At 67.0% G+C, this 23,414-nt stretch carries 23 protein-coding genes; 12 read left to right on the top strand and 11 right to left on the bottom strand.

The window, feature by feature from the left end; all coding sequences use genetic code 11:
- Positions 1-53 precede the first annotated feature (53 nt).
- On the top strand, positions 54-680 hold the full coding sequence (locus tag AC1DG4_RS10065; RefSeq protein WP_477381948.1) for a GyrI-like domain-containing protein: 627 nt from the start codon (positions 54-56) through the stop codon (positions 678-680).
- Here AC1DG4_RS10065 and AC1DG4_RS10060 read toward each other — a convergent pair whose 3' ends face one another.
- Positions 681-2,291 carry an AMP-binding protein gene (locus AC1DG4_RS10060; protein ID WP_477381949.1) on the bottom strand — a complete coding sequence of 537 codons (1,611 nt, stop codon included), beginning with the start codon at positions 2,289-2,291 and terminating at the stop codon, positions 681-683.
- 100 nt (positions 2,292-2,391) lie between these two features.
- Here AC1DG4_RS10060 and AC1DG4_RS10055 point away from each other — a divergent pair, with 100 nt between their 5' ends.
- Complete coding sequence (locus AC1DG4_RS10055) at positions 2,392-3,222, top strand: helix-turn-helix transcriptional regulator (RefSeq protein WP_477381950.1); 831 nt, start codon at positions 2,392-2,394, stop codon at positions 3,220-3,222.
- Between the two features lie 16 nt (positions 3,223-3,238).
- Here the strand turns inward: AC1DG4_RS10055 and AC1DG4_RS10050 are convergent, their stop codons facing one another.
- Positions 3,239-4,018, bottom strand: coding sequence for a thioesterase family protein (locus AC1DG4_RS10050; RefSeq protein WP_477381951.1), 780 nt, complete (start codon positions 4,016-4,018; stop codon positions 3,239-3,241).
- Positions 4,019-4,125: 107 nt separating this feature from the next.
- Between AC1DG4_RS10050 and AC1DG4_RS10045 the strand changes: the two genes are divergently transcribed.
- Together AC1DG4_RS10045 and AC1DG4_RS10040 are read left to right on the top strand one after the other, a co-directional pair.
- Positions 4,126-4,599 (top strand): carboxymuconolactone decarboxylase family protein, encoded by a 474-nt coding sequence (locus tag AC1DG4_RS10045; protein WP_477381952.1) that lies wholly within the window; start codon positions 4,126-4,128, stop codon positions 4,597-4,599.
- Positions 4,600-4,636: 37 nt separating this feature from the next.
- Positions 4,637-5,011, top strand: coding sequence for a UBP-type zinc finger domain-containing protein (locus AC1DG4_RS10040; protein WP_477381953.1), 375 nt, complete (start codon positions 4,637-4,639; stop codon positions 5,009-5,011).
- A gap of 41 nt (positions 5,012-5,052) precedes the next feature.
- Here AC1DG4_RS10040 and AC1DG4_RS10035 read toward each other — a convergent pair whose 3' ends face one another.
- The 5 genes from AC1DG4_RS10035 to AC1DG4_RS10015 form a co-directional block, all read right to left on the bottom strand.
- Positions 5,053-5,691 carry a YoaK family protein gene (locus AC1DG4_RS10035; RefSeq protein ID WP_477381954.1) on the bottom strand — a complete coding sequence of 213 codons (639 nt, stop codon included), beginning with the start codon at positions 5,689-5,691 and terminating at the stop codon, positions 5,053-5,055.
- A gap of 116 nt (positions 5,692-5,807) precedes the next feature.
- Positions 5,808-6,365: a peptide-methionine (S)-S-oxide reductase MsrA gene (gene msrA / locus AC1DG4_RS10030; protein ID WP_477381955.1), complete on the bottom strand. Its 558-nt coding sequence runs from the start codon at positions 6,363-6,365 to the stop codon at positions 5,808-5,810.
- Positions 6,362-6,844, bottom strand: a complete 483-nt coding sequence (msrB, locus tag AC1DG4_RS10025) for a peptide-methionine (R)-S-oxide reductase MsrB (RefSeq protein ID WP_477381956.1) — start codon at positions 6,842-6,844, stop codon at positions 6,362-6,364. Before msrB ends, msrA begins: the two co-directional genes overlap by 4 nt.
- Positions 6,845-6,955: 111 nt before the next feature.
- Complete coding sequence (locus tag AC1DG4_RS10020) at positions 6,956-8,227, bottom strand: MFS transporter (RefSeq protein WP_477381957.1); 1,272 nt, start codon at positions 8,225-8,227, stop codon at positions 6,956-6,958.
- A 68-nt stretch (positions 8,228-8,295) separates the two neighbouring features.
- On the bottom strand, positions 8,296-9,123 hold the full coding sequence (locus tag AC1DG4_RS10015) for an SDR family NAD(P)-dependent oxidoreductase (RefSeq protein ID WP_477381958.1): 828 nt from the start codon (positions 9,121-9,123) through the stop codon (positions 8,296-8,298).
- A gap of 91 nt (positions 9,124-9,214) precedes the next feature.
- Between AC1DG4_RS10015 and AC1DG4_RS10010 the strand changes: the two genes are divergently transcribed.
- The 4 genes from AC1DG4_RS10010 (at position 9,215) to AC1DG4_RS09995 (ending at position 13,739) form a co-directional block, all read left to right on the top strand.
- Entirely contained in the window at positions 9,215-10,288 is a 1,074-nt protein-coding gene (locus tag AC1DG4_RS10010) for a LacI family DNA-binding transcriptional regulator (protein ID WP_477381959.1), read from the top strand.
- A 118-nt stretch (positions 10,289-10,406) separates the two neighbouring features.
- Positions 10,407-11,714 (top strand): MFS transporter, encoded by a 1,308-nt coding sequence (locus tag AC1DG4_RS10005; RefSeq protein ID WP_477381960.1) that lies wholly within the window; start codon positions 10,407-10,409, stop codon positions 11,712-11,714.
- A 37-nt stretch (positions 11,715-11,751) separates the two neighbouring features.
- Complete coding sequence (locus AC1DG4_RS10000; protein WP_477381961.1) at positions 11,752-12,540, top strand: alpha/beta hydrolase; 789 nt, start codon at positions 11,752-11,754, stop codon at positions 12,538-12,540.
- Entirely contained in the window at positions 12,537-13,739 is a 1,203-nt protein-coding gene (locus tag AC1DG4_RS09995) for an SGNH/GDSL hydrolase family protein (protein ID WP_477381962.1), read from the top strand. The genes AC1DG4_RS10000 and AC1DG4_RS09995 overlap by 4 nt, the downstream gene beginning before the upstream one ends.
- A 23-nt stretch (positions 13,740-13,762) precedes the next feature.
- Here the strand turns inward: AC1DG4_RS09995 and AC1DG4_RS09990 are convergent, their stop codons facing one another.
- Together AC1DG4_RS09990 and AC1DG4_RS09985 are read right to left on the bottom strand one after the other, a co-directional pair.
- The gene (locus AC1DG4_RS09990; protein ID WP_477381963.1) at positions 13,763-14,479 is read right to left on the bottom strand and encodes a hypothetical protein; all 717 of its coding nucleotides are present in this window, start codon (positions 14,477-14,479) and stop codon (positions 13,763-13,765) included.
- 64 nt (positions 14,480-14,543) lie between these two features.
- A complete protein-coding gene (locus AC1DG4_RS09985; RefSeq protein ID WP_477421213.1) occupies positions 14,544-15,182 on the bottom strand; it encodes a TetR/AcrR family transcriptional regulator in 639 nt (212 codons plus the stop codon).
- A gap of 80 nt (positions 15,183-15,262) precedes the next feature.
- Here AC1DG4_RS09985 and AC1DG4_RS09980 point away from each other — a divergent pair, with 80 nt between their 5' ends.
- Both AC1DG4_RS09980 and AC1DG4_RS09975 read left to right on the top strand, forming a co-directional pair.
- On the top strand, positions 15,263-15,547 hold the full coding sequence (locus AC1DG4_RS09980; protein WP_477381965.1) for a DUF1905 domain-containing protein: 285 nt from the start codon (positions 15,263-15,265) through the stop codon (positions 15,545-15,547).
- A complete protein-coding gene (locus AC1DG4_RS09975; protein WP_477381966.1) occupies positions 15,544-16,326 on the top strand; it encodes an alpha/beta fold hydrolase in 783 nt (260 codons plus the stop codon). Before AC1DG4_RS09980 ends, AC1DG4_RS09975 begins: the two co-directional genes overlap by 4 nt.
- A 904-nt stretch (positions 16,327-17,230) precedes the next feature.
- On the opposite strand, the gene AC1DG4_RS09970 is transcribed toward AC1DG4_RS09975, so the two are convergent.
- Together AC1DG4_RS09970 and AC1DG4_RS09965 are read right to left on the bottom strand one after the other, a co-directional pair.
- Positions 17,231-19,258, bottom strand: a complete 2,028-nt coding sequence (locus AC1DG4_RS09970) for a hypothetical protein (RefSeq protein WP_477421212.1) — start codon at positions 19,256-19,258, stop codon at positions 17,231-17,233.
- A gap of 35 nt (positions 19,259-19,293) precedes the next feature.
- Positions 19,294-19,494, bottom strand: a complete 201-nt coding sequence (locus tag AC1DG4_RS09965; RefSeq protein WP_477381968.1) for a hypothetical protein — start codon at positions 19,492-19,494, stop codon at positions 19,294-19,296.
- Between the two features lie 526 nt (positions 19,495-20,020).
- Here AC1DG4_RS09965 and AC1DG4_RS09960 point away from each other — a divergent pair.
- Together AC1DG4_RS09960 and AC1DG4_RS09955 are read left to right on the top strand one after the other, a co-directional pair.
- On the top strand, positions 20,021-22,339 hold the full coding sequence (locus AC1DG4_RS09960) for a hypothetical protein (RefSeq protein WP_477421211.1): 2,319 nt from the start codon (positions 20,021-20,023) through the stop codon (positions 22,337-22,339).
- The gene (locus tag AC1DG4_RS09955; protein WP_477381970.1) at positions 22,336-23,352 is read left to right on the top strand and encodes a DUF3644 domain-containing protein; all 1,017 of its coding nucleotides are present in this window, start codon (positions 22,336-22,338) and stop codon (positions 23,350-23,352) included. Before AC1DG4_RS09960 ends, AC1DG4_RS09955 begins: the two co-directional genes overlap by 4 nt.
- The last annotated feature ends 62 nt before the right edge of the window (positions 23,353-23,414 follow it).

The following is a 23,414-nucleotide window of genomic DNA, read 5'->3' as shown; positions in this document are numbered from 1 at the left end:
TCCTGAGGTGTCGGCTCCGATCCGATGTCCGACCCTCGTGCTGGGATGCCTCTATGACGACGGGGACCAAGATCGACCTCACCAAGAGCCTGGACGGCTACCGTGCGCGCACCGGCGAGTTCCGCCTCGTCGACCTGCCCGCGAGCCGCTACCTCGCGATCGACGGACACGGCGACCCGAACTCGGATCCCGCCTACGCGGAGGCCCTCGAGACGCTGTACCCGGTCGCTTACGCGCTGAAGTTCGCCAGCAAGCGCGAGCTCGACAGGGACTACGTCGTCCCGCCGCTGGAGGGACTGTGGTGGGCGGACGACATGGACGCGTTCACGACGGCGCGAGACAAGTCGCGCTGGGACTGGACGATGCTGCTCCTCGTCCCCGAGTGGATCGAGGACGCGCTCGTGGACGCCGCGGTCACGACCGTCCGCGCGAAGAAGGCCCCGCCGCGACTCGATGATCTGCGGATCCTCCCTCTGTCGGAGGGTCTGTGCATGCAGACGCTGCACGTCGGATCCTTCGACGACGAGGCGCCGCTCCTCGAACGCCTGCATGACGAGGTGATCCCGGAGCAGGACCTGCGTCTGGCGGGTCGGCATCACGAGATCTATCTGAGCGACGCGCGCAGGGTGGCTCCCGAGAAGCGCCGCACGATCCTGCGCCAGCCCGTGGCGCCGGCCTGACTACAGCCCCAGGATCTCGACGGCTTTCTCGCGCATCTCGACCTTGCGCACCTTGCCGGTCACGGTCATCGGGAACGCATCGACGAGGTGCACGTACCGCGGGATCTTGAAGTGGGCCAGACGGCCCGTGGCGAATTCCCGCAGCGCCTCCGCCGTGAGCGGCTCCGCCTCCGGCCGCATCACGATCCAGGCCATGACCTCCTCGCCGTACTTCGCGTCGGGCACGCCGATCACCTGCACGTCGCCGACATCGGGGTGGCGGTAGAGGAACTCCTCGATCTCCCGCGGGTAGATGTTCTCGCCGCCGCGCAGGATCATGTCCTTGATCCGGCCGACGATGTTCAGCCGACCGTCCTGGTCCATGGTCGCGATGTCGCCGGTGTGCATCCAGCGTCCGGCGTCGATCGCCTCGGCGGTCTTGTCCGGGTCGTCCCAGTAACCGAGCATGACGGAGTATCCGCGCGTGCAGAACTCCCCCGGAGTCCCGCGCGGGACGACGAGGCCGTCCTCGTCGACGATCTTCACCTCGACGAACGGCATGACGGCCCCGATGGTTTGCGTGCGCGCTGCGAGATCGTCCTCACGCGAGGTCATGGTGGACACCGGGGACGTCTCGGTCATGCCGTAGCAGATGGCCACTTCCGGCATGTGCATCTCGGCGACCACCCGCTCCATGACCTCGACCGGGCACGGGGATCCGGCCATGATCCCGGTGCGCAGCGATGTCAGATCGAACTCGCCGAAGCGCGGATGCGCGAGTTCGGCGATGAACATCGTCGGCACGCCGTACAGCGACGTGCAGCGCTCGGCGTGCACGGCCTCGAGCGTCCTCCCGGGGTCGAAGACCGGCGCGGGCAGCACGACGCACGCTCCGTGCGAGTGCGCGCCCAGCACCCCCATGACCATGCCGAAGCAGTGATAGAGGGGCACCGGCACGCACACGCGGTCCTCCTCGGTGTAGTGCACGCCCTCCCCCACGAAGAAGCCGTTGTTGAGGATGTTGTGGTGCGAGAGCGTGGCGCCTTTGGGAAACCCCGTCGTGCCTGACGTGTACTGGATGTTGATGGGCTGGTCGAAAGTCAGCGCGGCGGCGCTCGCGGCGAGCGCCGCCGGATCCGCCGCCGCACCGGCTGCGAGCGTCTCGTCCCACGCGGGCGTCCCGATGAACAGCACATCGTCGAACCCGACCTCCGCGAGCATCGCCGCGTAATCCGTGGTCCGAAACGCGACCGCACTCACCATGAGCCGCAGCCCGGACTGCCCGATCACGTATTCGACCTCGCTCGTCCGATAGGCCGGATTGATGTTGACCAGGATCGCGCCGAGCCGCGCGGTCGCGTACTGCGTCATCACCCATTCGGCGCAGTTCGGCGACCAGATGCCGACCCGGTCGCCCTTCTCCACCCCCCGGGCGCGCAGTCCGAGTGCCAGCCGATCGATCTCGACGCGCAGCTGGGCGAATGTCCAGCGCCGCCCGCTGGCGGATTCCACGAGCGCCTCCCGGTCCGGATGCAGATCGGCGATCCGATCGAGCATCTCCCCGATGGTCTGCCCGAGCAGAGGAGTGGATGCGATTCCGGACGAGTACGAGATCTGTGCTTCATTGCGCATGAGCACAGGATCCGGCGTGCCCTCCTCGCGCGGCACCCCCGAACGGGGGTGGACCCGTGGGTCCGGGGGTGGCACAGTGTGATCGACGCAAGGAGTCGATGTGGAGCCTTCGCTGAAGACGGCCGTCGCCGCAGTGCGGCGCGACACCGGGCTGCTCGTCGCCTTCGCCGGCGCGGTGGATCGGAGCGGTCGGCTCTACCCGATCACCGCGACCGCCGGGTGCCTGACCTCCGTGCTGGACGGGCTGGTGATCCGCTCGGGCAACGGGCTCGGCGGCCGCGTGCTCGCCGGCGCGCGTATTCAGACCGTCACGGACTACCTCCACGACGACGGCATCACCCACCAGTACGACGGGCCGGTGTCGCGGGAACGGCTGCGCTCGATCGTCGGGGCGCCCGTGGTCGTCGACGGCTCTGTGCGGGCCGTGCTCTACGGAGCCCTGCGCACCTCGGCCCAGCTCGGCGCCCGCACGCTCGACGCGATGCAGGAGTCGGCGCAGCGGCTGGCGTTCGAGATCGCGGTGTCCGAGGCCACGGTGCGGCGGCTGCGCGCCATGGAGACGGCGGCGCTCATGCGCGAGGCCCGCACGGCACCGACGCGTCCGGAATGGGAGGAGGTACGGATCGCTCACGCCGAGTTGCGGGCTCTGGCCGGCAGCGTCGGAGACGAAGGACTGCGCCGTCGTATCGACGACATCGCCGCCCGGCTCACCACGACGGCGCCGGCACGCGAGCGGCCGGCGCTGACCACCAGGGAGACCGACGTGCTGGCACTCGTCGCCATCGGCTGCACCAACGCCGAGATCGGCGTTCGCCTCGATCTCGCCGCCGAGACGGTGAAGAGCTACCTGCGTGGGGCGATGCGCAAGCTCGGCGCCCACCGGCGGACCGAGGCCGTGACGCTGGCCCGCACCGCCGGCCTCCTGCCCTGACTCCGCCCCGGTCGCCTCAGGGGCGCAGGGGTCGCACGGTGAGGATCTGCTGCACCGTCCCCACCGGTCCTCGTTCGTCGTGCAGCACCGTGTCGGTGAGACCGAGCCCGGTCGGGCCGATCGAGACCGTGGTGTCGAAGCCGATCCATTCGCCCGTGGGAACCGCGAACAGGTGACAGGTGAGATCGACGTTCGGGAACGCGACTTCGGTCGGAGCCAGGCGCAGCGTCAGCCCGTTGGCGAAGTCGACCATGCCAAGCAGCCGCGCGATCGGCCCGATCCGCTCCCCTTCCAGCAGCGGGACGCGCGGCCGCAGCCAGCCCCACGCGTGCCCCGGCTGCCGCTGCCCGCGATGGAAGTCCACACTGCGCACAGCCCCGCCCGGCCAGTGATCGCCCATCGCCCAGGGATCGAGCTCATCGCGGCCCGGCATCGCCGGTAGCGCGCTGCCGGCCAGCATCCGGGTATCCGCGGTCTGCATGAACCAGGCCCTGGCGATCACCGCGGCGCGGCCCTCGTGACTGAGCACCGCCTCGACGAGTTCGATCGTGCGACCGGGGCGAAGGATCCGGATGTCGAGATCCACGCGCTCGAGGGGGATCGTGCCGAGGATGTCGTACGAGATCCGTCCGAGCTGCAGATCCCCGCCGCGGCGCTCGGTGTGCTCGGTTTCGATCGCGTGCGCGATGAGACCCAGCGACGGCGCGATGTGCTGCTCCTCGGTGCTCCATGCTCCCTCGACGGCCGAGGTCGGACGGAAGGCGGACGCGTCGATGCGCTCGAAGTAGGCGGGCATGATCGGATCCTACGTGGGCCCCGGCATCGTCGCGGACCCTGCCCAGGGAACACCGCGCGCCGCGGTACGTTGAACTCGTCGAACAGAACGCGCTCGAGAGGAACAGCATGCGCCCGTACCTGGACAAGGCGATCCCCGAGGCTTGGAAAGCCGCCTCCGCCTACTCCGAAGCGGTGGCCGCGGCCACCGCCGCACGTGGTCTCAGCACCGCGGAGGCCGAGTTCATCAAGGTGCGCGCCTCTCAGCTCAACGCATGCGCGTTCTGCCTCGACCTGCACATGCGCGAGGCTCGCGCCGCCGGCATCACGCAGCAGCAGCTCGATGTGCTCCCGGCGTGGCGCGAATCGTCGCTGTACTCGGAGCGAGAGAAAGCGATGCTGGCGATCGCCGAGGCCGCGACCCGCATGCCCCTCGGCGACGAGGCCGAGGCCGACCTCGCGGCGTCGCGCGGTCTGCTCGGCGACGAGGTCTTCGCCGCGGCCGAATGGGTCGCGCTGACCATCAACATGTTCAACCGGATCTCGATCCTCAGCGAGCACCCTGTGCGGCCTCGCGATGCCGAGGGCGATCTGATCCGCTGATCGACGTCATCCGCCGTTCGAAGCCAGGAGGTCGCAGATGATCCAGGGAACCGATACGAGACGACCGCCTTCGGGACCGGGGTGCGCCGAGTGCGAACGCGAGGGAGGCTGGTGGTTCCATCTGCGGCGCTGCGCGGAGTGCGGGCACGTCGGATGCTGCGACGACTCGCTCGGGCAGCATGCCACAGCGCACTACACCGAGACCGGACACCGGTTCATCCAGAGCTACGAGCCGGGCGAGGACTGGTTCTGGGACTACCGCACCGCGCAGATGGTCGACGGTCCAGAGCTCGCCCCGCCACGGAGCCACCCCGAGGACCAGTCCGTTCCGGGCCCGGCCGAGCGGGTACCGGCCGACTGGCAGGATCGGATCCTCCGCGCCAGGGCGGCTCGCGAGGGCCATTCCGGCTGAACGCGAGAACGACCCGGCCCGGCCGCCGCCGGGCGTTCCGCCTACCGTCGAACGCCCGTGCGGATGGCCACGGCGAGGACGGCGAGGATGACCGCTGCGGCGAGCAGCGCTCCCCCGTCCAGCCACCGATGCGCCGCAGCGCCGGTCACCGCGCCCGCGGCGAGCGATGCCCAGAGCAGCAGCGGGCGACGCCATGCCGTCGAGGATCGGCCCGTGACGAGATCGGCGAGCGCGAGTCCGAGGCTGACCAGCGTGCCCGTGGCATAGGTGATCGCGATCCGTGCCCTGCCGTCGGCCAGATACAGGGTGTTGAGGGCGCCCATCGCGCAGGCCAGCAGGGCGAAACGCCACTCGGCGTGCGGCAGGACGAAGCCGACGACGGCGCTCAGGGCGACAGCGACCGCGCTGCCTGCCACCACAGCGCTGCGCCGCCGGGCGTGAGCGCCGACGACGACCCCGCCCGCAGCCACGCCGATCACGAAGGCGACGACGAGCGCGAGCGGAAGCAGCGCCCTGGCGGGCCCATCGGCCCAGACCTCGACTCCCGCCTGCGTGGAGTTCCCGCTCATGAACGACACGAAGAATCCGCCGGTCTCGATGAAGCCGACCGCATCGACGTATCCCGCGACGGCACTCAGCGCCAGAGACAGCACCATCCCCCGCCGTGAGACCTCCCTCACGCTTCGGATCCGCTCGCTCGCACCGCTCCATCCTGCGGCCCGGTGCGGCTCGGCAGCAAACCGGAAACGACAACGGGCCCGTCGGAGAGGATCCGACGGGCCCGTTGGTCGAACGGTTACTGCGCGACAGCCTCGTTCCGACGCGGCAGCACCCAGCCCGCGCGCGGGAAGTGGCAGGTGTAGCCGTCCGGGTAGCGCACCAGGTAGTCCTGGTGCTCGGGCTCGGCCTCCCAGAACGGGCCCTTCGGCTCGATCGTGGTGACCGCCTTGGCGGGCCACAGACCTGAGGCGTCGACGTCGGCGATCGTGTCGCGCGCAACCTGCTCCTGCTCGGTGCTGAGCGGGAAGATCGCGGAGCGGTAGCTCGCCCCGATGTCGTTGCCCTGACGGTTCAGGGTCGACGGATCGTGGATCTGGAAGAAGAACGCGAGGATGTCGCGGTACGTGGTCTTCGACGGATCGAAGACGATCTCGACGGCTTCCGCGTGCCCCGGATGGTTCCGGTAGGTGGCGTGGTCGTTGCTGCCGCCCGTGTAGCCGACGCGCGTGCCGAGCACACCGGGCTGACGGCGGATGAGATCCTCCATCCCCCAGAAGCAGCCGCCGGCGAGGACGGCGGTCTCGGCGCCCGGAACCTGGGCGATGGATCCGGTGTCGGCGGGTCCGCTGGTCATGATGCGTTCTCCTCTGGGGTCTGCGGGGTGGTGGTCTCGAACAGTCCACGGTACGCGCCGTAGCCCTGCTCCTCGAGTGCGGCGGCCGGGATGAAGCGCAGCGCCGCCGAGTTCATGCAGTATCTCAGTCCGCCGGCGTCCCGCGGGCCGTCGTCGAACACGTGGCCGAGGTGGCTGCCGGCTCCGGCCGAGATCGCCTCGGTGCGCACCATGCCGAAGGTGCGATCCGTCGTCGTGGTGACGGCCGCGGGGTCGATCGGCCGGGTGAAACTCGGCCAACCCGTTCCGCTGTCGAACTTGTCCGTCGACGAGAACAGCGGCTGTCCCGAGACCACGTCGACGTAGATGCCCGGATCGTGGTTGTCCCAGTACGCGTTGCGGAAGGGTGGCTCAGTGCCGCCCTCTTGCGTGACCGTGTACTGGTGGGCGGTGAGCGCGTTCAGCGCCTCGGTGGTTCTGCGGTAGTCGGTGGGGTTCATCGTGATCCTCCTCTGCTGCCGTCGCTGGCTGCGGCGTCATCAGAGAGAACGAGCGACGAGCCGGATTTGGTCCCGCGAAGCTGTGCGCCGACTGTGAGTTTCGAGGCGGGCCTATGGAGTGGGTCCGGCCGGCCGCGTCACCGTGCGGACGACGGCGAGGATCCCGGCGACGACGAGGCAGAGCAGCGTGAGCGCCACGAACGACAGCGTGAACGATGTCCGGGCCGCGAGGGCGCCGATCGCGAGCGCGCCGATCCCCGTGCCCGCGTCGAACGCGACGTTCCACGCGGTGCTGGCGACGCCCTTCGCGTGCTCCCCCGCGACCTCGAACGCGCGCACCAGGGTCACATTCTGCATGGTGCCGAACGCCGTGCCGACGAGGATCGCGCCGCCGATGAGCAGGATCGGGCTCGCGGCACCGACGGCCCCGGAGATGCCGGCCGCKATGGCTCCGAGACCGAGCGCCGCGACCCCGAGCCCCGGCAGGATGAACCGATCGGCACCGAGCCGGTCAGCGGGACCGCCCATCGCCCAGCGCGCGAACGCGGCAGCGGCGGTGTAGAGGAACAGGGCGACGACGGTGAGCGCTGCATCGGGCACGAACTGCGGCGTGAACGTGGTGATGGCACCGCCCGCGCACGTCACCGCGGTGAGCGCGAGGATGGGCGGCCAGAGCCGGGCGAGCGCACGACGTTCTTCTCGCGGGCTCTCGTGCGCAACCTGCGCCGGTCCGGCTCCGCTCGCGATGTCGGCCGCTGCGGCGGCGCGCGCATGCTTCGCGATCGCGCTGCCCGCGGCGAGCGCGAACGGGAAGCCCGCGAGGGGCAGCGCCGCGACCGCCAGGGCGACCGGCATGCCGGCCTGGTCGGCGATCCACGGCGAGATCGGGGTGAGCACGAGCTGGGCGCCCGCGACCGCGAGCCCGTAGGCGCCGATCGCGCGGCCGCGTCGCTCGGGCGGGAACAGTGCGCCGACCGCCGAGGATCCGCTCACCGTGACGATGCCGAAACCGATGCCGCGCACGGCTGCGAGCGCCAGGACCTGCCCTGGCTCCGTCGCGAAGATCTCGCCGAGCGCAGGCAGGCCGAGCAGCAGGCAGGCGAGCGCGAGGCTGACTCTCCAGCCCATCCAGGAACGCATCCGTTCCACGACGAGCTGGGTGAGGATCGTGGCGCCCATGAGCACGGCGTTGACCAGCCCCGCGAGGAATTCGTCCCCGCCGAGCGCGACCATGTGCATGGGCGCGACGGGAAGCATCACGGCGAATCCCGCGAAGGCGAACGTCGTCATCGCGAGCAGTGCGGGCATGCCGGGCTCGCGCCACGGCGGTCCTGCGGGTATCGCGACCCGCACCGCGTCACCCTGATCCTGAGCGCTCGTCACCGCGCCACCCTATCGAGTCCGCCGCGGCACCCGGCGCCGCCGCGGACGGGGCGGTCCTGCCAGCCGCGTCAGCCCGCCGCGATCCAGGGCCGGGTGAAGCCGAGCACGCGCTCGCCGTCGAGGTCGGCGAGCGAGACGCCCACGAAGGCCGTCGCGCGCTCCGAGCTCTGCCAGCGGAAGCGGTACTCGTCCGACATCACTGCCGCGGCGATCGCGGCTCCGGCGGACTCGGCCGTCTGTGCGCTCGCGAAGGCGCCGGCGGTCCGGCTCACGTAGGCGCCGAGCAGAGCCGCGTACGGCCCTGGCTCGTCCGGCCGGATCACGTTCTCCACGAACGAGCTCGAGACCGCGGCCGGCTCGATCACGCTGACACGGATGCCGAAGCGCTCCGCGACCACCGCGAGCGACTGCATGAAGCCCTCCACGGCGAACTTCGCCCCGCAGTAGGCGTCGGCGAAGGGCTGGCCGACGGTTCCGCCGACGCTCGTGACGGTGAGGATCCGACCGTCGCCGCGCTCGCGCATCCCGGGGAGCACGAGCTTCGTGAGGTTCACCGGCGCCAGGTAGTTGATGTCCAGCTGGTCCTGCACCTGCTGCATGCTCAGCTGCTCCGCCGTGGCGACGCTCCCCTGTCCCGCGTTGTTCACGAGCACATGGATCCCGCCCCGCTCGGCCTCGATCTCGGTGACCAGCCGTGCGGCCGCGGCGTGGTCCACGACATCGAGCGCGCGCACGTCGATCTCGACGCCGGCGGCGGCCGCTGCCTCGCGCAGCGGCGCGGCGCGACCCACGTCGCGCATCGTGGCGACCACGTGAAGCCCGCGACGAGCGAGCTCGACAGCGGCATGCAGGCCCATGCCCGAGGAGGTTCCGGTGATCAGTGCGACGTCGGTCATGCGAGAACACTATGCCCCGCCGCTGTCGCGGAGGACGCTGCGGGGCGGCGGAGACCCACTCGCCTATTCTGAGGAGGGCGAGGAGAGAAGAATGGTTACGAGCAGTCAGGGCACGGGCGGCACGCGGCGCGTCACGTTGACCGAGGTCGCTCGCCTCGCCGGGGTCTCACGATCGGCCGCGTCCTTCGCCCTCAATGGCCGGACCGATCTGCGGATCTCCGCGGAGACCTCCGCGCGTGTCCGTCTCGCCGCCGAGCAGCTCGGATACAGCCCCAACACGACGGCGAAGACCCTTCGCACGGGCAAGTCCGGCACCGTCGCCCTCATCTCGGACTTCATCGGCACGACTTCCTTCGCCAACGCGATGGTGCGCGGCGCGCTCCAGACTCTGCGAGCGGCGGACACGCTGCTCTACACCGTCGACACCCAAGGGGATCCGGACGTCGAGGCGAAGATCTTGCGGAACCTCCTGAACCGGGATGTCGATGGCTTCCTGTACGCGTCGATGTTCACCCGCGAGGTCGAGATCCCTCCTCTGGCCCGGGACGCACCCCTGGTGCTTCTGAACTGCGTCTCGCCCGACACGGCGGCGGTGATCCCGGATGAACGCGCCGCGGGCGAGAAGGCCGCGTCAGCGCTGCTCGAGGCGGGTCATCGAGACGGGATCTGGTTCATCGGATCCTTCCCCCCTGGTTTCACCGGCGGTGCCGCGTGGAACGGCTGGAGCCCGCTGGCGCTCACCGAGCGGCTGGCCGGGATCGAGGCGAGCCTCGGCGCGGCCGGCACGGCGCTCGCCGGCACCATCTCGATCGAGACCGATTGGGATCTGGCGAACGGCCGCGCCGCCGTCTCCCGCCTGCTTTCCGCGAAACGGACCCCATCCGCGCTGATCTGCGCCAATGATGCTGTTGCCGTCGGCGCCTATCACGCGCTCGGGGAGGCGGGGCTCCGGGTACCCGCCGACGTCTCGGTGATCGGGTTCGACGGCAGCATTCTCACCGAAGCAGTACTCCCCCGGTTGACATCCGTGGCTCTGCCCTACGAGGAGCTCGGCAAGGTCGCCGCCCGGTTGCTACTGCAGGGCGCTCTCCCTTCACGCCCCCACCGCGTCGACATGCCCCTTGTCCCGGGGGCTTCCCTCGCCGCTCCCGCCTCGCCTCGCTGAGCTCCGCCAGGGAGGTCTCAGACCGCGGATTGACACGTGCTATACCCGTATAGCATTATGGGCTGACGCGGATCAGCATGGCGAAGGACCGCGAGACCGGTTACGAAGGAGTAAGCGCATGTTCACATCAAGGTCAGGCGGACGCGCCCCGAACGCATGGTGGGTCGGGTTCGTCTGCGGCATGGCGACGTTCGTCGACACCGGCGTGACGACCGGCGTTCCCATCGCCCTGGTCCTCTTGCAATCGCCCGGCCCCGGGCAACCAGGGCTCACCCCGAACGACCTGGGCCTGCTCACCGGCCTTCTCACGGCGGGAGTCGCGATCGGATCGCTGCTGGGCGGGCGGCTCGGCGACCGCTGGGGGCGTCGCACGGTCTTCATCCTGACCATGGCGGTCATCGTCCTGGGTGCCGCCGCGCCTCTTCTCGGGCTCGGCCTTCCGCTGCTCGTGATCGGGATCTCCCTGATCGGGATCGGCGTCGGCGCCGACCTTCCCGTCGCGCTCGCAACCATCGCGGAAGCGGCTCAGGATCGCAACCGCGGCAAGATCCTGGTCTTCTCCAACCTGCTGGGCGGCTTCGGCATCCTCCTGGCCGTGCTGCTGGCCATCAACTTCGGCGCGGCAGGGCCCCGTGGCGGGCTCATCATCTTCGGATCCTTCGCCGCGATCGCGCTCGGCGTGCTGGCGCTGCGGCTGACGATTCCCGAGTCGGCGGTCTGGCTCATCGCTCGCGATGAGCGGCGCGCGGGAGTGCACACCGTCCGGGCCGAACGTGGACGCCTCCGCGATTTCGGGCGCCCCGCCTACCGCCGGCCGTTCCTGACGCTGCTCGGCTACTACACACTCGCCGCGATGGCCACGAGTGTGGCCGGCAGCTTCGGCACCTTCGTCGCGGTCAACGTCGCCCACGCCTCGATCGGGGAGTACAACTCCTGGACGATCCTCGCCATGCCCGCGGCCGTCGTGGGCGCGCTGTGGTTCATGGCCGTCGTCGACACCAAGCTGCGGATGTCGTACTACGTGATCGGGTCGATCGGCGTCGTCGTCGCGAACCTGCTCCCCGTCGTCCTGAACTTCACCCTTCCGTCGATCATCATCGCCACGGTCGCCACCGTCTTCTTCGGAGCGTTCTGTTTCGAGACCATCATGAAGGTGTGGACGCAGGAGTCGTTCCCGACCATGCTCCGCGCCACCGCCCAGGGCACGATCTACGCCGTCTCCCGGTTCGCCACCGCCGCACTCAATGTCGTGACGCCTGCGCTCGTCCTGTTCAACCCGAGCCTGCTGTACGTCGGGGTGTCGATCCTCGCCGGAGTAGGGTTCTTCGTGGGCTGGCTCGGATTCCGGCGGAACGCCCGCAACGAGTTCGATCTGGAAGCGGACCTCGTCACTTCGGCGGTCAAGACCGATGCACCGGCAGCGTGATGATCCGTCCGAGACACCTCGATCTGAAGGACTCCCGATGCTGACGGTCATCCCGTTCCAGGCCCGCGCCGAGGGGATCCGCCTGCACGGAGCGCAGTATCTGCCCGCCGGTGCCGGTCCGTTCCCCACCGCGATCCTCTTCCACGGGTTCGGGGCATCGCACGTCGAGTTCTCCTCCCTGTTCGTCGCGCTGGCGAGACGCCTCGCGGCGGCCGGCATCGCGTCCATCGCCTATGACCGGGCCGGCCACGGCGAGAGCGATGGCGACTTCTACGACACCTCCGCGTCGATGGACGCCCGCCACGCGCACGAGGTTCTGGCGATGATCGCAGGGCTCGAGACCGTCGACGCGGAGGATCTGCATTTCGTCGGGATGAGCCTGGGCTCGGTGATCGCCTCCGTCGTAGCGGCGGAGACCGCTCTGCCGCTGCGTTCGCTGACCATGTGGTCGACAGCAGCCGTCTTCGTCGACGAGATTCGCGGCGGCACGCTGCAGGGCCGGTCACTCGACACGCTCGACTCCGAGGGGTACTTCGACTTCCTCGGCATGCGACTCGGTCCCGCGATGCGCGACGACGCGAAGACCTTCGATGTCTACGGCCGCGCCGCCGGCTACGCCGGTCCGGTACAGCTGCTCCACGGCACGGACGATTTCGTCCCCGTCCCTTACGCGGAGCGGTACCTCGAGGTCTACGGCGACCGGGCCGAGCTCGTCGTCGTGGAGGGCGCGGACCACGGCTGGGCTCAGGTGCCGCAGCGCGACATCCTGCTCTCACGCACCGTCGCCTTCATCGAATCGAACATCCACGGAACGGAGACCGAATGACCAGCGCGAGCCACGGCACGATCGTGACGCTCCCGAGCGGCAGCGTCCGACTGGAAGGTCACCTCGACCTGATCGAGACGCCCGATGGCGTCCGCCCGGTGCGGATACCCGTCAGCCGATGGCCGCACTTCCCGCCGTCCGGAGAGATCCTTCGAGCGATGTCCTCGAACGCGAGCGGAGTGCGACTCCGGGTCCGCACCGAAGCCACGCGCCTGTCGCTGCGGATCAGGGCTACCCGCATTCAGATCGGCGAGGCGATTCGACCCGCGGGCACGTTCGTCGCCCGGATCGACGGCGTGACCGTTGCGGTCGCCGACGCACCCGTGACCCAGACCCTCGTGGTCTCCCCCGCGGGCGACGACAGCACCACGGTCCTGCATAGCGAGCCAGCGACGATCGAGCTCGCGCCCCTTCCTGCCGGACCGAAGACCGTGACCGTGTTCTTCCCTCAGGGCATGACGATCGACCTCGTCGACATCAGCGGGGACGCGCCCGTACAGCCCGCTCCCCCGGCCGACCGCCCCGTCTGGATCCATCACGGCAGTTCGATCAGCCATTGCGTCGAGGCCGAGCTGCCGACGAGCGTCTGGCCGGTCTTCGCCGCCGAGATCGCCGACCTCGACGTCATCAACCTGGGCTTCGGCGGTCAATGCATGCTCGACCCGTTCGTCGCCGACGCCATCGCCGAAACGCCGGCGGACGTGATCTCGCTGAAGGTCGGAGTCAACATCGTCGGCGCCCGTGCGATGGATCAGCGCACGTTCACGCCGTCGCTGCATGGATTCATCGATCGGATCCGTTCCGGTCATCCCGATACGCCGATCGTCCTGTGCTCCTCGATCCTGTGGCCCGACAGCGATGAGACGCCTGGTCCCGGCAACGTGGAGTTCTTCGACGACGGAAGCATCCGGTGCTTCACCGCGGGCGATCCGGCCGACATCGCCACGGGTGCCTTGACGCTCGCCGAGTCCCGTCGCCACATCCGGCATGTCGTCGATGTCCGCCGCGCCGCCGGTGAGAACATCTCCTACCTCGATGGGTTCGCCCTCTACGGCCCTGCAGACGTCGATCGCTATCCGCTTCCCGACTCACTCCACCCCGACACGGTTCTCTACAAGGAGATCGGCCGCCGCTTCGCCCGCCTCGTGTTCAGCGAGGACGGCCTTTCACCGCGGGCGGGGTTGAGCAGGACGACGTAGGGATCCAGCGAGGAGCACTTTCGCTACGAGGCCGCCTCGCCCGGGTCGCGTGTGGCGACCGCGAGCCTGATCAAGGGCAGGTCGGCGCGTGGGATCACGACGGTGACCGCGATCTCGGGCGAGAGCTGGGCACCGACGCCGTAGACGAACGGATCCGTGTCGATCTCGACGGCCTCGACCTCGCGTCCGTCGACTTCGAGCCGCGCCTTCGGGTTTACCGCGGACAGCCGTGCGTGCCAGGGCTCGCTGCCCGGCGGGCCGCTCGGCGGACCGTCCGGGATGCCGAGCTCGGCGCGGAAGCGGTTCATGAGGATGTGGTTCACGTGCTGCACGAGCTGATTCGGCAGCGACTGGTATTCCTCCGGGTCGTACGTCCACGTGGTGCGCACCGCTTCCCTGAGTATCGGGTACCGCATACGTTCGGCCCCCTCGATGATCCAGGGAGGACGCGGCCACGGCGGCTCCAGCTCGAGGGACTCGCGGGTGACGTCGTCGAGCTCGGCGAGGTTGACGGGATCGTCGTGATCGTCCGGGTTGTGCCACAGCGTGTAGGTGACCGAAACGGTCGTCTGCGTCGAGTGCTCGATGCCGCCGACGAACATCAGGCTGAGGCTGTCGAGATCCTCGAGGGTCGGCTGCGGCACCAGGCCGTAGACCGCGAATGGGAGTGCCCGCACGATCTCCGCACGTTCGATCCTCGGATCGGGGGCATCAGGAGGGAGGACTCCGGAGATCCACATGTCCCGAGCCTGACCGACATCCTGGGTCACGACAACCCTTCGATGCCGCTCGTGGCTGCGCCCCCTACCGCGTCGCCCCGGACGGATCCTTCGGTGCATAGGCGCGGAGAAAGACATCCACCGCGGCATTCACATGCTCCTCGATCTCGCCGCGGGTGAGGATCGCGTCGTCGCCGAGCATCATCGCGCGGTTGATGGGCTCCCCCATGACGAGCCAGTTCAGCTGCGTCGCCGCCTGCACGGGATCGCCGATGGTGAGCGCGCCCGTTGCCGAGATCGCCCCGAGGAGCTCGGCGAGGACCTCGATCGCATAGGCCGGGCCGTTGCGATACAGCGCCTCCGCCAGTTCGGGGGATCTCGTCAGCTCGCCGATCACGAGGCGGCGAAGTGCGAGCACACGAGGATCGAGCACCTGAGCCAGCTGCACGACCAGGCGCTCGCGCAGCAGTTCCCGAGGATCCGCCGTCTCATCCATGCCAGGCGAGGCGGCGAAGGCCGCGCCTCTGGCACCGGTCGTGCTCGTCGTGACGAGTTCGAGGAACAGCGCCCGCTTGCTGCCGAAGTGACTGTAGAGGGTCTGCTTCGCCACTCCCGATTCGTGGGCGATCGACTCCATCGTCACCGACTCGTAGCCGGTCGCCAGGAACTGCTTCTMCGCGGCGTCCAACGCCGCTTCGCGTTTGAGCTTCGAACTCGGTCGCATCCGCTCACCCCCTTGTCAAAATCATACCGAAGAGTCTATTCTCCAAACAAGACCGATGAGTCCAATAACTGGAGGATCGCATGCTGGCACACCCTGACACCCCTGTGGAGTTCGACGCGATGTTGCGGATCGCTCCCGAGACCGGATCCTGGACGGTCTTCGACGTCCCGGACTCCCGCGAGATCTTCGGCACCGGGAATCCTGTGAAGGTCACCGGGGCCATCGACGGGCACCCGATGCGGATCACGCTCATGCCGACCGGCAACGGCGCCCACGTCGGACCGGTCAAGGCGGAGCTGCGCAAGGCCATCGGCAAGGCCGCAGGCGACGCGGTCCGCGTCCGGCTCGACGGGAGGGCATCGTGAACACGCTGAGCACCGCCGCGGGCGACACCGTGACCTACGACCACTACGGTCCGGCCGAGGCTCCCGGCGTGCTGTTCATTCAGGGCGCCGGCCCCACGCGCGCCGATGATCCCGTCACGACGGAGACCGCGCGCCTGCTCGGCGAGAGCGGCGTGCAGGCCGTCGTCTACGACAGAGTCGGCCGCGGCGACTCCCCCGCTGCCGGCCCGATCCCCCTCGAACGCGAGATCGCGGCGATCACCGCGCTCGCCGCGACGATACCGGGGCCCGTCGTACTCGTCGGGCACTCGTCCGGATGCGCAATCGCCATCATCGCGGCGCCGGAAGTTCCGAACCTCGGCGGCCTCTTCCTCTGGGAGGCGCCGCTGGGCCAGTTCCCCGAGGGCGCGCCGGCGTGGTGGGCGGGCGTCGCAACACACATCTCCGCGGGTCACCTGGAGGACGCGGTGGCCGCCTACATGGTCGGCATGCCGCCGGAGTGGCTCGACCAACTGCGACGCTCGCCGGCATACCCCGAGCTCGTCAACTCATGGGTTCCGGACGGGTCCGCGCTCGCCCTGGTCGAAGAGGACGGCGTCGCTGCGCGGTTACGTGGGATCGCCGCTCCCGTCCTCGCTCTCGTGGGCACCGAGACGTTCCCGGGGATGGCCGAAGCGGCGGATGCGATCGCCGACGCCGTGGCGGCCGGGACGAGCGAGAGCCTCGCCGGCGCCTGGCACAGCTGGGATCCTTCCGCGATGAGCGCGCGGCTGGCGGGGTTCGTTCGGGACGGGTGCTGACAGGCTCGTGGCTGGCCCCCGGCGGCTCGCACCCACTGAACCTTTCGAGACCCCTGCGTGCGCGCCGCACCAGTCGCAGCACCGAAGATCCTCGCCTAACTCAGCTTCAACCGGTCGCTCGGGTTCTCCGTGGAAGAAGGTTAAGGTTCCACCTCCGCACAGCAGAAGGTGCTCTGAACTTCATCCGTATACGAAATGAGGCAGCCTTAGTCGCGCTGTCCGGCAGAAACCTAACCACATCTATCAACCGCCCGAAGACAAAGGTGCGGTCAATTGGACCGAGGCCGAGTCCGAGACTGCCGAACCCTTTGGAGCATCCGGAAGATAAGCGAGGCCGACAGGATTTGATCCTACGACCCCTTGGAGGATCCGGTCGATTTCCGGTCTCCGCCGATCGTCTCGGGAACTCGCGGATTCCCTTGTGTTTACAGGGAACCGGGCAGTTCGCTTGGAAGGAGTGTAGCCGGTTGACGGCGGGTCTTGGTGAGTGATCTAGATGGGTTTCTGATAGGTCGTGCTTCGGACTCGCGCCAAGAACAATTTACGGGCTCGAGCGGGATCCGGATAGAGTGGCGGATCGCTGATCGGTGGCCAGCGCCCACGATGTCAAGCTGCGTGGTGTAGTTCGGATTCAGGAGGTTGACGGACGGCTCAGCGCATTTGGAAACCTCGACCCAACGAAGCGTCGGTGGTCGTGCGCATAGGGAGCCACTATCGCGCAAAGCGTCGGGTGGCGCATAGGCGCACTAGACGCCACTCACGACTCGCCCTGTCCGCGCAATGACAGCCCCGGGCTCACGACGCGATTCCATGCACGCTCAGCCACCGACAACCGCTCGCCTTTGCCTGAGCGCTGATCTCAGCGTCCGATTAACATCAGCGCATGGAGCCGACACTAGTGCATTCACTCGAGTTGGTCAGCTCCTTCGAGCGAAGACGCGAGCGCCGACAGGCGAAGCGCAATCGTTGTTGCCGGTTCAACGGCCAGGTAGTGGCTTCCTCTTAGCGCGACGCCCGCAATGAGGGGTGATGTGAGTAGATCAGCGGCGGTTCGGAGGTCCTGCTTGTCGGCCTTGATCGCAAACTGATCGCGAATTGCGCGGTACATGCCGTCGAGGTCGAGACCCGCGGTGACATTGGGGTCGTTCTCTGCAGCCTCGCGTAGCAGAACGGTCAGCACGATGCCGACCAGTCCCTCCTTCGCGCTCCGCACCGACAGAGACTGGGCGAGGGCTTGATGGCCGTCATTGCCTTCCAGAAGTGTCTTGAGGTCGTCGCGTCCAAGCGGGGTCGTGGAGTGTCGACGAACGAGCGATGCAAGGAAATCGGTTGAAATGAGCGCGATCTGCTTGTCCGTCGCCCAGCTTGTCAAGCGCCCGGCAAAACTCGGTCCCACGATCGCCGCGAGCGATGCCCCGTGCTTCCGCTTATGGTCCTCGATCGCATCCAGCTTGACGGCATTCTCGCTGACGACGCCGTGAGTGGACGACTTGGCATCGATAATCGCGACGATACGATCCTTCGGTTGCGTACCGATCTCGGCCACCACATCGGTGTTTCCGGGGCCGCCGACAACCTTGGTGGCCGCACCTAAGTAGCCAAGTGCAGCCGCCACCGCCCGTTCGAGTCGTTGTGGCTGCTCAGACCGCGTGCTGGCAACCTCCAGCTCCCTAGCGATCTCCTCAGATGTCGGTCCGCTCTCGTCAGCGACACCCGAGGTAGTCGACTCGCCGGTGTCGTCGGTGAGCGTGCGACGAAGCGGGAGCGAGGCAGCTAGGTCACGCCCGAATGCCGTGCTGGCATATCGCGCGTACCCGATCTCGCGGATGGCACCGACGTCGAGGAGGAACGGCAGAATCCGCGCTACGGCAAGAGCAGATGTGCTTCGTTCGCCATATCGCGCATCGATCGCCGCGGCCAACGCTGGAGCGCGATTTACTTCGTCGACCAGATCGATCAGCTCGCCGACGGGGAACGTCTTGGCATGAAGTATCCGAATTAAGTCAATGGAGGACCTTGATTCGAGCCACTCGCGAGCAATAGGACTTGCGGAGAACGTGGAGCGGCCAGTCGGCTCAAACAAGCCACAGCCGCGCAAAGTCCCGAGCGAGGACTTGGCGCTACTCTCGCTGAGGCCGAACGTCAGGCGGGTGGCGGAAAGGAAGTCATCAATTGAGATCTGATCAGCCGCAAGCTCAATGAGCGCCGCGACGGACTTATTCACTGGGCTTTCAGGGTTGGCCGGGAGATACCCCAGTCCCCGGCGGCGGTCTGCGTCGATGGACGGGTCCGCCGCAAGCGTCATCAGGAGCGCCTCGATCGCCGGCCCAGACGCGGGAAGCGGCTGGGCGGGCTGATCGCTTTCGTCAGAACTGTCGACCATGTGTAGGGAGAGAGTGGGCAGGATCTCTCTGCCGGCATCCGTAATTGCGTAGAAGTTGTTGTAGAGCCGCTGAGCGAACCCGAGCGAGATGAGCCATGTCATACGGCGCCTTACCTGGTMTCGACTCCGCCAGTCGAGCTTGTACTCATCGTTCGCGAGGTCGTGAAGCTCGACCATTTCACGAGGCCGGTCGCTGATAGCGGAAAGGAGTTCGCCTACGAACTTCGCTCTCGCATGAATCTGGCGCAGCAGACGATCAGGGGAGGGGTCTTTCAGCCACTCACGCCCAGAGGCTCCGATTTCAACCTCCCGCTCGGCGGTCCGGTTCACGAGATCGAAAGGTGCCAACTGATTCGCGTACTGCTCAAGTGTGTACTGCGTATCCGAATCGGGGTTCGTGAACCTCGTCTCTCTTGCGAGCGGACCCGATTCGTCTAGCCACTTCATTAGACGAAGCAACTGATCCCGCCAGCCGTCGGTCGGGCTCGGAAGGGTAGGCACAGCGCCCACTTTTGCCAACCAGGGGAGCTCTTCAGCCTGGGTTTCCATAGCTTAACGATACCGTCCCACACCGCCACCCCATATCAAGCACCGAGGGCATCGACACGACGCCGAACGGCACGCTCCTGCACGGGATCATGGCGTCGATCGCGGAGTTCTACTCGCACCTCGCGCAAGAAGTAGACCGTGGAGACGGGTACGCCGAGGTACGCGGCGAGCTCGCCGACGTCGAGCAGCGGCTCCAGGCCCCAAGGGTTGCCGGTCGGTCCGTGTTCGGTGTCCATACCGAACAGGTGCGTCCTGCTCCCTCCCAAGAATCGGAAGCAACCGGCAAGACGGGACGGCTACCAGAGCAGGCGGCCCGAGCGGGCCGCGAGGGGGCCAAAGTGATGGGTTCTCGATGACCGGATCACATCCACCTACGGAAAAGTCCCGGAAACCCTTGAGTCTCCGGGACTTCTCAGTCGGGCTGACAGGATTTGAACCTGCGACCCCTTGACCCCCAGGTGCCAGAACAGCATTGCCTGGGGAAACTCCCGCGTGATTCTGCGACTCAGCGGTTGCCCTGCGATGCATGGGATGCAGGAATCGCATGATTGTGGTCCCCTTGTGGTCCCCTTTTGGTCCCCTTGGCGCCCCGGCCGCGGAGACCCACTGCTGCAGATCGGACACGGCGCGTCTCGACGGATACTCGGCTTTGTCGCCGGGCGATGCCAACCTAGACGTGACGGTTCGCTAGATCCGTAACAGATCAGATCGAATGCACGAGGTAGGGCAAGGCGGCCGCCCTCTGCGAGAAGGGGGTCCGCCGTGGCTTCGGAGGCTGCTCTGACAACGGGCAAGGTAGTTCTACGCCCGTGGCGTGTCGGAATAGTCCTGGACACGGCGAACCCGACTGCGGTCCGTGAAGCGATCCGAGCTCTGAGCGCGGTATGGGGTGGCATCTACATGCCGCTGTTGAATGTGAACGATGGTAGCGATCGGCTCAAAGAACAGGCCGCCGCGTTCGACGTCGACTCGTTGCACTCCGACATCGATGACGAACAGCTGCAGAAGTTCCTTCGCTCCCCGGGGTGGGCATGGCAAGGCTATGGAGAATACGGACCGCTCGTAGACGGTCCCGAGCCGTCGATCCGACACGGTCTTCTCAAGTGGGTCGAATTGGTCGATATCGGGAAAAGAGTGGCGCAACCTCAGTGGTCGGACGAGGATCCTGATGAGCTGGCCTACGCGGCGATGTTCGGCCTCCCACCTCTGTCCGATGACCCAGATCCGGCAGTGGCTATCTCGATAGCGGAGGCACTGGCGCTTGATCCGTCGCAGTCGACGCCCGGTCTAGTCCGTGCCACTGCCAGCTACCTGACGTTGTTCGGAGCAGAACATCGAAACCGGACCGGAGGAGTCCTTATACTCCGGACTGGCAACACACACGATGTCGTCAACTATTGGAACCTCCGGGCAATGGGCGTCGACGTCACAGCGGTCCCCGCAGGTGCCGCGTCCGAGACATTGGAAGTTCTACTAGCCGGCCCGCTGCCTACGCAGACGTGGATGTCGGGCGGTCCTAGCCCGATATCACGGGAGGTGCTGCCAGTGTACGGTGCGGAGGGCGCAGGACCCGCCCTGCTCGATCTCCTCAACGCACGGGCTGGTCAACTGGGAGTGACAATCAGTCACGAGACCGAGATCCCCTGGCCAAGGGACGCTTTTCCCGGAGTCACGACACGCTTCTCGCGGTCGTTCAGCCAGGACTCCCGGCCGACCGCGCAAATGATTGAGCTTCCGCTTCCCGAACTACCCCTCACGCATCGACCTTCGTCCATATGGCGAGGCATCATCGCCGCCGAGTTGCAGCCCCACACCTCGCAGGGGCACGATCCTCGACTCACGGCGGCTATCCCGCCGTACCGTAGACACTCCCAATTGCTTGAGCAGGCCACCAACCTACAAGGGATCAGGCAGAGGCGTGCTGCCGCGGCCGCACAGGTGATGGGCGTCGACGCCACCGCTGACACAGCACCGCTGGTCTTCGCTTTCAACCTTGATGTCTTCCAGCGCCTCTTCGATGACTCCTCGATTGAGGTCTCACAATCCGACATCGGCAAGTTCCAATCGCGCGCCGCTGAACGGCTGGGCGGCCCTTTTGGTGGCCTCTTTAGCCAGCCGGGGGCGCGCGCGGTCCTGTCTGAGACGGCGCGGAAGGGTGAGGGGCTGCACCTCGATCACCTACGCCGCATCTTCACCGACAACAAAGGCCCGTGGCCAGGGTGGTTCTACAGGGACCAGAAGCACTACGGCGTGGGGGAAGTTCTCAGCATGCTGAACACCGGCCTGTTCGTGCCGACGAGCCGAGTCCAATGCGCTCATTGCCGGGTTGATCGCTGGTTGTCCGCCGACGACCTCGCCACACGAGTCGAGTGCGAGCTATGCGGTGAGCAGTTCAACTTGGCGCTATCGCACGCCCTGGTCAAGCCCGAATGGCGCTATCGACTTGCCGCCCACCTCCGCCCCGACCAAGTTGACTCCCTGGTCTCGGTCCTCGCCACCACCTCGTTGCTACGACAGTTTCGGCACGTGGAAGAAGCCACGATGCCCCACGTCCTAGGACTCGAAGTCGCYATCGACGGGAAGAAGATCGAAGTGGATGTGGCGGTCTACCTTCCCAGCCACGACTGGACTGTGGTGCTGGGAGAAGTGAAGACACACAGCCGGATCGATGAAAACGACGTCCTCAACCTCGAGCTCCTCGAGAAGCGTCTCTCGCAAGCCGGCGTCCGGACCGTCACACTGTTCGCCACGATGAAAGATGAGTTCAACGACACCGAACGATCAGTGCTCAAGGCGCGGGTGGAACGGTCCCGCCTCGTGAAGACATCCCGGGCTGATCTCGCTCCCAACGTACCGATAGTCCTGACAGGACCTGACCTCTCGCATCCGCCCATGTCAGAGGACCACCCCTGGCGCTGGGATCACAACTACCAAGGACTGCTCGGAACGGCACTGACCTCCTGCAAGCGAAACCTCGGGCTGGAGGRCTACGAACGAGCGTCAGCTGACGAGATCACGTGGCGTTGGGATTCTCCCGAGGACGCCTCTGCAACCAACGCCGATGGAGAGTCCGGACAATGAGCGCGCCGTACGTTTCGATCAAACGGCTGGTCGATAACTCCCTCGCCGCGATGCTCTCCGCGGTGGAGATCTACAACAAACCGCAGATGACGTATCGCGACGAGGTGACAGTGATGCTCATCGTCAATGCGTGGGAGCTGGCGCTCAAGGCGACACTGCGGCAAACGAACCGCTCTATCTTCTACAAGAAGGAACGTGGCGAGCGGTACCGCTCGATCGGGATCGACGACGCACTTGGGCGAATGAACGCCAACACGCTGTGGCTCCCGGAGGTGGACGGCGCCGCAGTGACCGCCAACGTGAAGGCTCTCACGGAGTATCGCGACCGCGCGATCCACCTGTACAACGCGCACGGACTCGGTGCAGTCATCTACCCGTTCCTTCAACAGAACGTACTGAACTACCGTGATTTTGTGCTGGCGAAGTTCAAGAAAGACCTTGCCGAATCCATGACCTGGCAACTGCTACCACTTGGTGCGACGGCGCCAGCAAAGGCAGTGCAATTCATGAGGGTCAACAAGAACGCCGCGATGGTCGCCGAGGTAGAAGAGTTCATCAACGAACTACGATCCCTGATGGACGACGCCCAAAACTCCGGCGGAGACATGGGACGTGTCGCGACGATCTACGACATCCACATGCAGTCACAGAAGAAGATAACGAGCGCCGACCTCGTGGTGGCGGTGTCACCAACCGCTGACGGTCGGATCGCGATCCGCAAGACGGACCCGAACCAGACACATCCCTTCAGCGCGACGGAGTTGGTCAAGAAGGTCAATGAGAAGCGCAAGGGCCGGCCGATCACGTCAGATGACCACCAGGCACTCTGCTCGAAAGAATCGCTTCGCGACAACACGACATTCGCCTGGAAGCACAGCAACGGCGCATCACATGTCTGGTCGGGCGATGCCGTGACCTACCTTGTGTCGTTGACCGACCAGCAGTACGACGAGGTACGGGCCCAGTACCGCAAGCATCTCCGCGACGCGAAGAAGCAAAGTCAGAAGAACTAATGGGCCACGCGACATGGCCCTCGGGCAGGCCGAAGGCGCGATGACCGCCCAGCGACAGGCGA

This window comes from Microbacterium sp. 05N427 (genome assembly GCF_056397105.1).
This window is presented reverse-complemented; position numbering and strand designations above follow the sequence as displayed.